At 69.2% G+C, this 12961-nt stretch carries 11 protein-coding genes; 10 read left to right on the plus strand and 1 reads right to left on the minus strand.

Annotation, left to right across the window (positions count from 1 at the left end; all coding sequences use genetic code 11):
- The first annotated feature begins 64 nt into the window (after positions 1 to 64).
- Both BS329_RS40630 and BS329_RS40635 read left to right on the plus strand, forming a co-directional pair.
- Positions 65 to 1153: an LLM class flavin-dependent oxidoreductase gene (locus BS329_RS40630; RefSeq protein WP_076168810.1), complete on the plus strand. Its 1089-nt coding sequence runs from the start codon at positions 65 to 67 to the stop codon at positions 1151 to 1153.
- Positions 1150 to 2451 (plus strand): LLM class flavin-dependent oxidoreductase, encoded by a 1302-nt coding sequence (locus BS329_RS40635; protein ID WP_076168812.1) that lies wholly within the window; start codon positions 1150 to 1152, stop codon positions 2449 to 2451. The genes BS329_RS40630 and BS329_RS40635 overlap by 4 nt, the downstream gene beginning before the upstream one ends.
- A 423-nt stretch (positions 2452 to 2874) precedes the next feature.
- On the opposite strand, the gene BS329_RS40640 is transcribed toward BS329_RS40635, so the two are convergent.
- A complete protein-coding gene (locus BS329_RS40640; RefSeq protein WP_076168813.1) occupies positions 2875 to 4614 on the minus strand; it encodes an ABC transporter ATP-binding protein in 1740 nt (579 codons plus the stop codon).
- A gap of 75 nt (positions 4615 to 4689) precedes the next feature.
- Between BS329_RS40640 and BS329_RS40645 the strand changes: the two genes are divergently transcribed.
- The 8 genes from BS329_RS40645 (at position 4690) to BS329_RS40685 (ending at position 12915) form a co-directional block, all read left to right on the plus strand.
- Positions 4690 to 5259 carry a TetR/AcrR family transcriptional regulator gene (locus BS329_RS40645; protein ID WP_076168815.1) on the plus strand — a complete coding sequence of 190 codons (570 nt, stop codon included), beginning with the start codon at positions 4690 to 4692 and terminating at the stop codon, positions 5257 to 5259.
- A 79-nt stretch (positions 5260 to 5338) separates the two neighbouring features.
- On the plus strand, positions 5339 to 6226 hold the full coding sequence (locus tag BS329_RS40650) for a CPBP family intramembrane glutamic endopeptidase (protein WP_244197498.1): 888 nt from the start codon (positions 5339 to 5341) through the stop codon (positions 6224 to 6226).
- Positions 6227 to 6359: 133 nt separating this feature from the next.
- The gene (locus tag BS329_RS40655) at positions 6360 to 6647 is read left to right on the plus strand and encodes a transposase (protein WP_158075892.1); all 288 of its coding nucleotides are present in this window, start codon (positions 6360 to 6362) and stop codon (positions 6645 to 6647) included.
- On the plus strand, positions 6644 to 7525 hold the full coding sequence (locus BS329_RS40660; protein WP_076168819.1) for an IS3 family transposase: 882 nt from the start codon (positions 6644 to 6646) through the stop codon (positions 7523 to 7525). Before BS329_RS40655 ends, BS329_RS40660 begins: the two co-directional genes overlap by 4 nt.
- Positions 7526 to 7917: 392 nt before the next feature.
- The gene (locus tag BS329_RS40670; protein ID WP_076168822.1) at positions 7918 to 9963 is read left to right on the plus strand and encodes an MDR family MFS transporter; all 2046 of its coding nucleotides are present in this window, start codon (positions 7918 to 7920) and stop codon (positions 9961 to 9963) included.
- Positions 9964 to 10309: 346 nt separating this feature from the next.
- A complete protein-coding gene (locus BS329_RS40675; RefSeq protein WP_076168910.1) occupies positions 10310 to 11272 on the plus strand; it encodes a GlxA family transcriptional regulator in 963 nt (320 codons plus the stop codon).
- Positions 11273 to 11292: 20 nt separating this feature from the next.
- On the plus strand, positions 11293 to 12036 hold the full coding sequence (locus BS329_RS40680) for a DJ-1/PfpI family protein (protein ID WP_076168824.1): 744 nt from the start codon (positions 11293 to 11295) through the stop codon (positions 12034 to 12036).
- A 78-nt stretch (positions 12037 to 12114) separates the two neighbouring features.
- On the plus strand, positions 12115 to 12915 hold the full coding sequence (locus BS329_RS40685; RefSeq protein WP_076168825.1) for a metallophosphoesterase: 801 nt from the start codon (positions 12115 to 12117) through the stop codon (positions 12913 to 12915).
- The last annotated feature ends 46 nt before the right edge of the window (positions 12916 to 12961 follow it).

Here is a 12961-nt window from a genome sequence, read left to right on the forward strand (position 1 = left end):
AGGTGCGCGACACCGGGTCCGCCGTCGACTCTCGGAAGGGACTTGGACGAAGGGGCGGTATGCGATGACTTCCCGGACAGGCGGTGACCCGGTGCGGCTCGCGGTCGAACTCGACGGCGACGGCGCGCATCCGGCGGCGGGCCTCGATGACGAGCGCCCGGCCGCCGAACGGCTGGGCCCGCACGCACTGGTCGATCTCGTCCTCGCGGCCGAGATCGCGGGGTTCACCCTGGTCACCTTCGACGATTCGCCGCTGCCACCACCGAGCGGCGTCCGGCTGGACGCGCTCGGCCGGGCCGCGTACGTGGCCACCCGGACGAACCGGATCGGCCTCGGCGCGACCGCGCAGGTGACCACGACCGAGCCGTTCCACGTCGCCACCCAGCTGGCGAGCCTCGACCACGCGTCGCACGGCCGGGCCGCCTGGCTGGTCGGTGCCGCCAACGACCCGGGCACCCTCGCCACCGTCGGTGTCGGACCGCTGGATCCGGCAGGGCTGCGCCGGGAGATCACCGACGTCGTCGACGTGGTGCGGCGGCTCTGGGACTCGTGGGAGGACGACGCCGTCATCAAGGACGTCGCGACCGGCCGCTACCTGGATCCCGGCAAGGTGCACCACGTCGACTTCGAGGGCGCGACGTTCTCGGTCAAGGGCCCGCTGATCACCCCACGGCCACCGCAGGGCTTGCCGGTCGTGATCGCCCCGGAGCACCTGGCTGACGACGCACGGCCCGACGTCGTCCTGGTCGGCGGAAACGGTCTCGGCGACCTCCGTCATCGGGCTCTCCGGGCAAGGGAATCCGGCACGCCCCGGGTCTTCGCCGAAGTCGAGGTCCTCCTGAACGCGGAGAACCCGGCTGAAACCCGGCTGCGACGTCTCGACTCGACCATCCGCTGGGAGCGCACCGATCGCCTGCGGTACACCGGATCCACCGATGGCCTCGCCGATCTGCTCGGGTGGCTCGGCACGGTCGTCGACGGCGTCCGCCTGCATCCGGCGGTGCTGGCGACCGATCTGCCTCTGCTGATCGAAGCCGTGCTCCCCAAGCTCCGCGCCCAAGGCGTGCTGAGCCTGCCCGAGCCGAACACGACCCTGCGCACGGCACTCGGCCTGCCGCGCCCCGTCAACCGTTTCGCCGCTTCGAGAGGATGACCGTGAGCGAACCAGATCCGCAGTTGCACCTCGGCGTCTTCTACGTCGGCGTCGGCGCCCAATACCTGTGGGACGACCCGTCGAACGGGGCGCACACCGAGATCGAAACCTACGTCTCGGTGGCACGGACCCTGGAACGCGGCCTGTTCGACGCGTTCTTCCTCGGCGACGGCCAGCGCGTCCGCGAGAACCGGGGGCGGATCCTCGCGCTCGACGTCGCCGGGCGGCCGGACGCGATCACGCAGCTGGCGGCACTCGCCGCCGCCACCACCCACATCGGACTGGTGGCCACCCAGAACACCACCTACAACTTCCCCGCCGAGCTCGCCCGCCGTCTGTCCACACTGGACTTTCTGTCCGGTGGCCGGGCCGGCTGGAACGTCGTCACCACCGACAACGCCTGGACGGGCGCCAACTTCCGCCGGGGCGGCTGGCTCGACCACGAACTCCGCTACGACCGGGCGGACCAGTTCGTCGAGGCCGCGTCGGCCCTGTGGTCGGGCGGCGACGTGGTCGACCGGCGCACCGACCTCGTCCGGCTGCGTGCCGCGCCGACGGTCCCCCGCAGTCCGCAGGGACGGCCGGTGCTGTTCCAAGCCGGCGATTCCCCCGGCGGACGCGAACTCGCCGCGAAGCACGCCGACGTCGTCTTCTCCGCCAACACCGCGTACGACAAGGCGATCGCCTACGCCACCGATCTCCGGGCGCGGCTGGCCAAGCACGGACGCCCCGCCGACGCCGTCCGGATCCTGCCCGGTGCCACGGTGGTCCTCGGTGACACCCCGGCCGACGCGGCCGAACGCAGCGAGGACATCCGGCTGCGGCAGCTCAACCCGCAGCGCGCCATCTCGTTCCTGGAGCAGTACTGGGGCCGGGATCTGTCCGCCTACGATCCACACGGACCGCTGCCGGACGTCGAGCCGACCGAGGAGGAACTGGATCCCTCACGCGGCACCCTCTCCGTCGAACATCGCACCGGCAAGCTCGACCGCATCCGGCAGTGGCGCGAACTCGCCGAAAGCAAGAACCTCTCGATCCACCAACTGGTTCTCGAAGTCCAGCCGCGCGAGCACTCCTTCGTCGGCACGCCGGGGCAGATCGCCGACGAGTGGGCGCGTTACGTCCGGAACCGCGCCGTAGACGGCTTCAACATCAGCCCTCATCTGGTTCCCGCCGCGCTGGACGACATCGTCGACAAGCTGGTGCCGGAACTCCAGGACCGGGGGATCTACCGCACCGCCTACGAAGGCACGACGCTGCGCGAGCACCTGGCGCTGCCGGAGCTGCCGGGAGACTGACGCGCGCGGGGTGTGACATCGTCGCCGGCGAAGCGCTGCGCGTCCTGGGCGTCATCCGCGCCGGGGGCGACCCCGGGACAACCTGCGGGCTTATCTCGCGGTCACCATGCGGAACTGGTGGCCAAAGGAAGTCACCACCACGAACGGGTCGAGTTGTACGGCATGACCCCGGCGACCGAAGTGGCCGCCGGAGCCGTGGGCGCGGAAGAACTCCTCATCCTCCGCTCGAACGCCCGCCTGGCGTGGGCCGCCTACTGCGCACTGCCCGGGCGCTGGCGGACCGTGTTGTGGCGGACCGAGGCCGAAGGCGGCTCGCCCGGGGCGGGAACGCCGTGTTGCCAGGAGGCGCGGCGCCGGATGGGCGCGTGGCTCCGCGGTGGGGTCCCCGCCCGCCGGGCGGACCTGATCACCGCGCATCTGAGATCAGCCGGGGACGGGTGCGCCCTCCCCCGCGATCCGCAGTGCCTCCACCAGTTCCCGGTACAGGGTGTCGGTGGCGAGCAGCTGGTCGTGACTACCGCTGGCCCGCACCCGGCCGTCCTCCATCACCACGATGGTGTCCGCGTCGATGACCGTCGACAGCCGGTGCGCCACGGTGACCACGGCGCCCTCGCGGGCCCGCCGCCGGATGCAGTCGTGGATCGCGCTCTCGGTCCGGCCGTCCACCTGCGCGGTCGCCTCGTCCAGCAGGACCACGTCCGGCGTGCGCAGGATCGCCCTCGCCAGCGCGATCCGCTGGCGTTCCCCGCCGGACACCGACGTCGACGACAGCGGTGTGTCCAGGCCGTCGCCGAGTGCGGCGATCTTGTCACTCAGCCGGACTTCGCCGAGTGCTCGCAGTACCTCCTCCTCGGTCGCGTCCGGATGGGTGAAGAGCAGGTTCTCCCGGATCGTGCCCGGCACGATCGGCGTCTCCTGTTCGACGTAGGCCAGCCGCGTCCGCACGTCCGCGTACGGCAGGTCCGCGTACTCACGCCCGTCCAGCAGCAGCGAACCCGACTGCGGCTGGACGAACCGCATGATCAGCGACAGCATCGTGGTCTTGCCCGCGCCGGATGGTCCGACGATCGCGGTGTGGCCGCGTCTCGGGATCTTCAGCGAGACGTCCCGCAGCGCCGGATCGCCGCCGTAGCCCGCGGTGACCCCGCGCAGTTCGAGCACCGGCCCGTCCTGATCCACCGCCGCTTCCGGCGTCGTGGACGCCTTGTCCTCTTCGACCTCCAGCGTGTCCATCTCCCGGATCCGCCCGGCGGCGGCGATCCCCGCCTGCAACGCGGTCATGTTCTGGCTCAGTTCGGTGATCGGTTCCATCAGCGCGAACGCGTACAGCAGGAACGCGATCAGGCTCGACACCTCGAGCAGCCCCGCGTCGACCCGCCAGGCACCGAGACCGAGGATGACCAGGATCGCGCCCTGGATACCCGACCACGCCACCACCCAGGCGGTGGCCTGCCGCCGCACCGCGCGGACGCCGTGGACGGCGGCCGCCTCCGCGTCGACCAGGATCCGGTCGGATTGACGGCCTTCGGCACGGCTGGCCTTGACCGTGCGGATCGCCCGCAGCGCGCCTTCCAGCACGCCGCCGAGCTTGCCGACCCGGTCCTGCGCCTTCTCCTGTTCCTTCGCGATGGCCGGCATGAGCCAGGCGAACAGCGCGACCACCACGACCACGGCCCCGACCGTGGTCGCCAGCAGCACCGGGTCGAGCACGCTCATCAGCACCAGGGTGCCGATGAGCATCACCACCCCGTTGATCAGGCCGATCACGCTGGACGAGGCCGCCTCGCGCAGCAGCACCGTGTCCGAAGTGACGCGAGTGACCAGTTCCCCCGTCGGCCGTTTCGTGATGGCCGGGATCGTCGCGCGGAAGAAGCGCCGCACCATCGATTCCCGCGCCTTCAGCACCACCCGCTCGCCGACCGTGCCGAGCAGGATCCACTGCGTCAGCCAGATCACCGAGCCCACCAGCATCAGGCCGAGCAGTGCCAGCACGGGTCCGGCCAGCGATGTCGATGACCCGAGCGAGTCGAGCACCCACTTCGTGACCATGGGCGTGGCGAGACCGGTCGCGGAGCCGAGCAGGGCGAGTACCAGGCCGATCGCGAGTGCCCCCTTGTGTGGCCGCGCGAACGACCACAGCACCTTCAATCGTGGAGTATCCATGGTTCCCAATGGAACACACGTGTTCTAAACTCGTCAAGCGAGTTCCATATCGGGGAGCGAGGTACGGTACCGGCCATGAGTGAGGGTGTGGTCACCGAGACGGGTGTCCGGGCGAGGACCCGGCGCGCGATCCTGGACGCGGCCATCGAGAAGCTGACGAAGCAACCGAGCGCGACGCTCGCCGACATCGCGGCGGCCGCGGACGTCGGGCGGACCACGGTGCACCGCTACTTCCCGGAGCGGTCGGACCTCATCGACGCCATCAGCCTCGACGCTCTCGACAAGATCTCCCGGAGCACCGAACGAGCCCGCATCGACGACGGCCCGGTCCCGGTGGCACTGGCGCGGCTTTGCCAGGAGTACTTCGAGCACGCCGACGTCTTCCAGTTGCTGTTCACGATGCCGGATCTGATGACCCGCCCCGAATGGAAAGAGGAGAGCGAGGACGACCGCGTCCTGCTCGGGCTCATCGAACGCGGGCATCGCGAAGGGTCGGTCGACCCGGCGATGACGAAGGAATGGGTGCAGCAGCTGCTGTGGAGCTTGCTCTACACGGCTTGGGAGATGGTCCGGGAGAAGACCCCGAAGCACGAAGCGCTCACGTTGTGCATACGCAGCCTGGAAAAGGTCATCACGGTCGGCTGAGGTCCGGCCGAAAGGAAGAGCCGATGTCGTCCGAAAGGATGACGCGGGCGGGCACCGCTTCGATGATCCTTTCCCGGTGATGGAAAAAACCGGCACCCGCCCGGGCGCCGCCTGGGGAATCCTTGTCGGCGGCGTCGTGGTTTTCGCCGCCGCGCCCGCACTGCTGCTGGCGACCGGGCACGACACGATCAAACCGTCCGCCGATTCGGACAAGGAGCTTTCCCTCGCGGGCGCCCTGATTCCCGCGGTGGCCGGGATCCTGCTGGTCCGCGCGATCCCGCTCCAAGCACCCGGTCTGCTCCCCGAGACGACCGACCGGCGCGGACTGAGCAGGCAGGCGACGGCCTTGGCGCTCATCGCCTTCTTGTGGCCACTGGCGTTGTTCCTGGTGTCAGCGGCGGGACATCAGGCGCTGATCCGCGACATCTGGGCGCTCGCGAAACCGCTCGTGTTCCTGGTGCTGCCACTGGTTCTCTTGCGAATCCTGCGCACCCCGGGGGAACCGGATCCGTTCCGGCTCACGTGGCGGCCGCGCCGGACTTGGCAATGGCTCGCACCGGTTCCGGCGGTGCTGGTGTTCGGCTGGCTGTCCGTCCTGGGACCGTTCGCGCCGCCGCTTCCCACCGCCGAGGACTATCCCGACCCGGTGTATCTCGCGGTGGGCGCGACGCTGACCTTCTTCACCGCGAACGTACTCGAAGAGGTCTTCTTCCGCGGCATGCTGCAAACCCGTTTGGAAGCGCTTTTCGGTCGCTGGCCCGGGATCCTGCTGGCGTCACTGCTGTTCGCGTGGCTGCACCTGCCGACACACGGCCAGGGAGCACTCCCGCTGACCTTGGGCGCGATCGTCGCGTTCCAAGGGTTCTTCGGCCTGTTCACCGGCTACCTGTGGTCGCGCTACCGCAACCTGTGGGCCCCGATCGCCGCGCACACCGCGATGAACACCTTGCCGCTACTGCTGATGTGACGCGGCGAGCCGCCTTATCACGCGTGTCGTCCGCCCCATCACGCGTGTCGTCCGCCCCATCACGCGTGTGGAGTTGCCCCCGTGATGCGGACACCTTGATTCCAGACGCTGGTCTGGAGGGAGGATGTCTTGCGTGTCTCGCAGGTCGAAGTATCCGGAGCAGTTTCGTCGTGACGCGATCGAGTTGGTCAACATGAGTGACAGGCCGTTGCGTCAGATCGCCCGTGAGCTGGGTGTCAACCATGAGACCTTGCGGTCGTGGGTGAACACCGCCAAACGAGCCGCTGAAGCCGGGCCGGTGGAGGATCCGGCGGTCGCCGATGAGGTGCGGCGGTTGCGGAAGCAGGTCGCTGAGCTGCAGAAAGAGAAGGAGATCCTGCGTAAAGCGGCCGCCTATTTTGCCACAGAGATGGATCGATGATCTACCGCTACCGGTTCATCTCCGAGCATCGCGCCGAGTTCGGTGTGAAGCGGTTGTGCCAGGTCCTGGGTCTGCGCCGGCAGGGTTTCCACGAGTGGGCCGCCGCCGGGGCGGCCCGGGAGGCCGCGGCGGAACAGGAGCGGGAGCTGATAGCGGTGATCGCCTCGATCCACGCGCAGCACCGGGGCGCTTATGGGCGGCCCCGGATCACCGCGGAGCTGCGTCGGCGCGGACGCGTGGTGAACCACAAGCGGGTGGAACGGCTCATGCGGGAGCAGGGCCTGGCCGGGATCACCCGCCGCAAACGCCGGAGCTTGACCAGACCCGCCACCACCCCGGTGCCACCGGTGGCGGACGTGATCCGCCGTGATTTCACCGCCCAGGAGCCAGGGCAGCGGTTCGTCGGGGACATCACCTACCTGCCCACGTTCCAGGGCTGGCTTTACCTGGCCACGGTGATCGACCTGCACAACCGCGAGATCGTCGGGCACGCGATGGCCGAGCACCTGCGCGCCGACCTGGTCTGCGACGCGATCGCCCTGGCCACCGCACGCGGCCTGATCCGCCCCGACGCGGTCTTCCACTCCGACCGCGGCGTCCAGTACACCTCGGCCCAGTTCCGCACCGCGCTGAGCGAGTCCCGGATCCAGCCCTCGATCGGACGAGTCGGATCCTGCTACGACAACGCCGTCGCCGAGTCGTTCTTCGCCACCCTCAAAACCGAGATCGACACCACCATCTGGCCCACCCGCGACCAGGCACGACACGACATATTCCGCTACCTCCACTACTACAACCACGACCGTCTACATTCGACAGTCGGTCACCGAACACCCCACCAAACCCGAACCAGCTACACTCACCAACAAGCCGCGTGAAAACCCCGTGTCCGGCATCCGGGGGCAACTCCATGTGATCAGACGGACGACACGCGTGCTGGACACGCGTGTCGTCCATCCCGTCACGCGTGTCGTCCCGCTGATCACGCGAGACCGCCACCCGCGCACCACAGTAGGCGGGCCGACCGTGAACATGGTCCCCATCGGGCCGAATCGGAAGAATTGCGGGACGAGACCGCCATAGGCGTCACCCGCGGGCGTCATCCCGGCATCGGTCTCGAACCTGTCGATCAGTTCGGGTCTCCGCGGATCCGGTGGTCGGACTGGATCCCAGTGGTCGTCGCCGCGCGGATCACCGGAACGAGTGATCGTCCACAGTGGAGCAAGCCACGTGGGGCACCTAGGTTTGAGCCTGACGCAAGGGAGGTTCGATGGCCACGATCGTGGACGCCGTCCGGCCGGGTGGCACCCCGCCCGAGCTGAGCCGCAAGCAGGTGAACGCGATCTTCGCGGCGGTCCTGCTCGGCATGCTGCTCGCCGCGCTGGACCAGACGATCGTGGGTACCGCGTTGCCGACGATCGTCGGCGACCTCGGTGGTGCCGGGCATCTCTCGTGGGTGATCACCTCCTATCTGCTCGCCGAGACGATCATGACCGCCGTCGTGGGGAAGCTCGGTGACCTGTTCGGCCGGAAGCTGATGTTCCAGCTGTCGGTAATCGTGTTCACCGGCGGGTCGTTCTTCTGCGGGTTCGCGGACGACATGATCTGGCTGATCGTCGCGCGGGCCGTCCAGGGCCTCGGTGCGGGCGGCCTGATGGTCACGGCGACGGCGCTCGTCGCCGACGTGGTCCCACTGCGTGAGCGCGGCAAGTACCAGGGTGTGCTCGGTTCGGTCTTCGGCGTCGTCACGGTGCTCGGACCGATGCTGGGCGGGCTGTTCGTGGACCACCTCTCGTGGCGTTGGGCGTTCTACGTCAACATCCCCGTGGCGGTGCTCGTGCTGATCGTGACGGCGAGCGTGATGCCGTCGGTCAAGGCGGTCGCCAAACCGGTGATCGACTACCTCGGCATCGCGCTGATCGGGCTCGCCGCGACCGGGCTCACCCTCGTCACCAGCTGGGGAGGCACGCAGTACGCCTGGGACTCGCCGACGATCATCGGGATGTCGATCGGCTCGGTGATCCTGCTGGTGCTGTTCGTCTTCGCGGAGAAACGGGCGAAGGAACCGACCCTGCCGATGCGGCTGTTCCGGAATCCGGTGTTCTCGGTCTCGGCCGTCCTGAGCTTCGTCGTCGGGTTCGCGATGCTCGGCGCGCTGTCGTACCTGCCGACCTACCTGCAGTACGTGCACGGGATCTCGGCGACCGATTCGGGCGTCCGGATGCTGCCGATGGTGATCGCCCTCCTGGTCGCGGGCGTCATCGCGGGCAACCTGGTCGGCAAAACGGGGCGGTACAAGATCTTTCCGATCCTCGGCGGGGCCGGGCTGACGCTCGGCCTGTACCTGCTTTCCCGGCTGACGCCGACGACCGGGTTCTGGGAGATGTCGCTCTACTTCGCCGTGCTCGGCTCGGGGATCGGGCTGAGCATGCAGGTCCTCGTCATCGTCGTGCAGAACACCGCCGACTACCGTGACCTCGGCGTGGCGACTTCCGGGGTGACGTTCCTCCGGTCCATGGGCTCCTCGTTCGGCGCGGCGATCTTCGGCACCATCTACGCCAACCAGCTGGCGCCGAACATGGCGAAGGCGACCGCGGAACACCCGCTGCCGCCGGGGGTCGACCCGCGGATCGTGCAAATACCGAGCGGGCTGCACCAACTGCCCGAATCGGTGTCGCTCCCCTACGTCCAGGCATACAGCGATTCCCTGCACTCGGTGTTCCTCTACGCCTCGCCTGTCGGGCTCCTGGCCCTGGTGCTGGCGTTCTTCCTCAAGGAGGTTCCGCTGCGGGACACCGCGCGGGCCGGTGCCCAGGACATCGGCGACGGCTTCGCGATGCCGGATCCGAGCGACCGCGACCAGGATCTCGAACGCGCCGTCGGCAGGCTGCTGGCCCGCGAAGGGCGGGCCGCCACAGCCAGGATCGCGGCACGCTCCGGCTGCGAACTGGACCGCGGCGGGCTGTGGTGCGTGGGACAGGTGCGGCTGCGGGAACGGCGGGACAAGCCGACGTCGCTGACGGCGATCGGTGAGCGCCACGGCATCCCGCCCGAGGTCTTCGAACCGGCCTTCGCGAAGCTGGAACTGACCGGGCACCTGACTTACCAGCGTGGCGGCTGGGCGACGACCGAGGCGGGCCGGGCGGAACTCGGCAAACTCATCCAAGCCTGGAAGGACTGGCTCGCCGAACGGCTCCAGGACTGGGGCACGGAGGGCCACGAAGACCTGTACGCGGCGCTCGAGCGGGTCGCGAACCGCATCCTCGACCAGGCGGCCGACGACGTCCCTCGCGGGAAGCACGCCGCCGCTGTCTAGACCTTGTCGAGCGCGGCCAGGTGTGGCCGTGGCAACCGCGGGTCGCCACAGCACTCTTCAAGCGCAGGCACCGGCACAGGAAAGCGGGCGGGAACTCCCGCTCCCCGTTACTGGTCATGGTGCGGATCGGGAAGGCGATCGCTCCTGCTCGCGGTCATTCGCGTTTCGGATCCTCCCATGACGGACATGACGGAACTCGCGAGTTCGCGGCGATCCTCGGCCGATATCCTGTCCGGCGACTCACACGGGCTCTCCGTCCCCGCGTGTGGTGACGCCAGACAAGTTCGGCCCCGGGCCCGGCCGGTAGATTCTCCGTGTGGGAGCTGAAGCGGAACCGGCGCGCCGCGTGGTGATCGTCGCGTTCGACGACGCGCAGATCATCGACGTCGCCTGCCCCAGCGGGGCATTGGAGATCGCGAACTCGCACGGCGCCGCACCGCCTTATGTCGTCGAGCTGGCCACGGTTCACGGGCGGACGACGCGGAGTTCGTCGGGAATCATGCTCGCCGGCGCCCGGCGGCTGGCCGAGGTGTCCGGGCGGACGGACACGATGCTCGTGGTCGGGGGCGCGGGAACGGAGGCGGCCGCGGCGGACGAGCGCTTGCTGACGCAGGTGCGGCGGCTGGCCGGACGGAGCAGGCGGGTCGCCTCGGTGTGCACGGGTGCGTTCGTGCTGGCGGCCGCCGGGTTGCTCGACAACCGGCGGGTCACCACCCATTGGGGATACGGCGAGCTGCTCGCCACGGCCTTTCCCGCGGTGACGGTGGATTCCGCCCCGCTCTACATCCGCGACGGCAACGTCTTCACCTCGGCGGGGGTCGTCAGCGCGCTGGATCTCACGCTCGCGTTGATCGAAGACGACCACGGTCCGACGCTGGCCCGCGAGGTCGCCCGCGAGCTGGTGACTTATCTGCACCGCCCGGCCGACCAGGCACAGATCAGCACGTTCCTGGCCGCTCCGCCGCCGGACAACCGGGTCGTCCGTGACCTGCTGGGGTACATCGTCGCGCATCTCGCCGAAGACCTGAGCCCGCCGGCGCTGGCGGCGCGAGCCGGGGTCACCACCCGGCACCTCAACCGGTTGTTCACCGCGCAGTTGGGCAGCACCCCGGCTCGAACCGTGCGGACGGCCCGGACCGAAGCCGCCGCCCATCTGGTGCGGTCCACCGCGTTGCCGCTCTCCGCGGTCGCGCGGCGATGCGGGTTCGCGTCGGCGGAAACCCTGCGAACGGCGTTCCGCCACCACTATGGGCTCACCGGGGACACGCTTCGCAGGATGACGGACATGCCACCTCCGATCGGGACCTGAGCACTCCAGAATTTCGTGGCATGAAGAGTGCGAAGACCACGCGCAGGACGGTATTGACCGGCGTCGCGGCAGCTGCGGCGTTCGGCCTCGCCACCGGTCCGGCTCAGGCGGAGACCAAGGGGTTGAGGATCGGCATCCTGCTCTATGACGGCTTCAGCCTGCTTGATCCGACCGGCCCGGCCGAGGTGCTGTCCCGGCTGCCCGGCGCGACCGTGACGATGATCGCCCAGCACCGCGGCCCGGTGCGCACCGACACCCGGGACGTCGCGGTGCTGGCGGAACGGTCGGTGGCCGAGGTGAACCGCCTGGACGTGCTGCTGGTTCCGGGCGCGGGCAACCGCGGCACGGTCGCCGCCATGGAGAACCCGGTACTGCTCGACTGGATCCGCCGGATCCACCGGCACACGACCTGGACCACGGCGGTGTGCACCGGAACACTGATCCTCGGCGCGGCCGGGTTGCTCCGCGACCGGGCCACCACGTACTGGGCCTCGGCGGACTACCTGGAGAAGACCTTCGGCGTGCGCTACGTACCCGAGCGGTACGTCCAGGTCGGCAAGGTGATCACCGCGGCAGGCGTATCCGCCGGTATCGACCTCGCGCTCTATCTCGCGTCCCTTTTGGCAGGCGAGGAGACCGCCAGAGGTATCCAGCTCGCCGTCGAATACGACCCGCGGCCGCCCTTCGATTCGGGCAATGCCGCGACGGCGAGTCCGGAACTCAAAGCCCTCGCGCTGAAACTGCTCGCTGATTCGCAGGAGTAGGCGCCGGCATCGCCCGACGTCCGAGCCTGCCCGAAAATCCGTAGCCTGGTTCCTGACACGACTGTCTCGGGAGTGGCCATGGAAAGAGTCGCCATCATCGGCGATGTCGGCGGGCATCCGGATCAGCTGCTCCGGGCCCTGGCCCGGCTCGGCGCCGCCGAAGGAGGACTTCCGCCGGATCTCACCGTGATCCAGGTCGGCGATCTCGTCGATCGCGGGCCGGACAGCGCGGCGGTGCTCGACATCGTGGCGGAACTGCTGGACGCGCGGCGATGGATCCAGCTCGCCGGGAACCACGAAGCGCAGTACCTGCCCGGCGGCACCGTCTTCTGGCGCGAGCCTCTCGCGGAGGCCGACGTGGCCCGGCTGCGGCAGTGGTGGGCCGACGGACGGTTGCGGGTGGCCGAGGCCGTCCGCACCGCCGAGGGCGAAGAACTGCTGGTCACCCACGCGGGTTTGACGCTCGCCTGCTGGCAGCGACTGGGAGAACCGCTGTCGGCGGCCGAAGCCGCGGCGTCGCTGAACGAGCGCCCGGAGTTGATCTGGGAAGTCGGTGAACACGGCCGCGACGGCAACGCGGGTCCTTTGTGGGCCGAATCGGGCGCGGCACTGCACGAACCCTGGATGGGCCATCGCGGTGTCGTCCCCTTCGGCCAGATCCACGGGCACTCCACGGTCGTGCGGTTCACCGATCGGACCTGGCGGTGCACCGGGCGGATCCGGCAACGCACGGCGGTCGATTGGCACGCCCGCCACGTGCGGGTGCGGGTCGGAGGACGCGTGTTCACCGGTGTCGACCCTGGCCACGGCCGGACCGGCGCCGCCGAGTGGCGACCGCTGGTCCTCGACAACGCCCGCGTCATGGCCCCCACGCCTTGACGAGAGCTGTGGCCGGGCAACTTTCCCTACGACCAAAGGAGCATTG

Source organism: Amycolatopsis coloradensis, from assembly GCF_001953865.1.
Classification (GTDB): domain Bacteria; phylum Actinomycetota; class Actinomycetes; order Mycobacteriales; family Pseudonocardiaceae; genus Amycolatopsis; species Amycolatopsis coloradensis.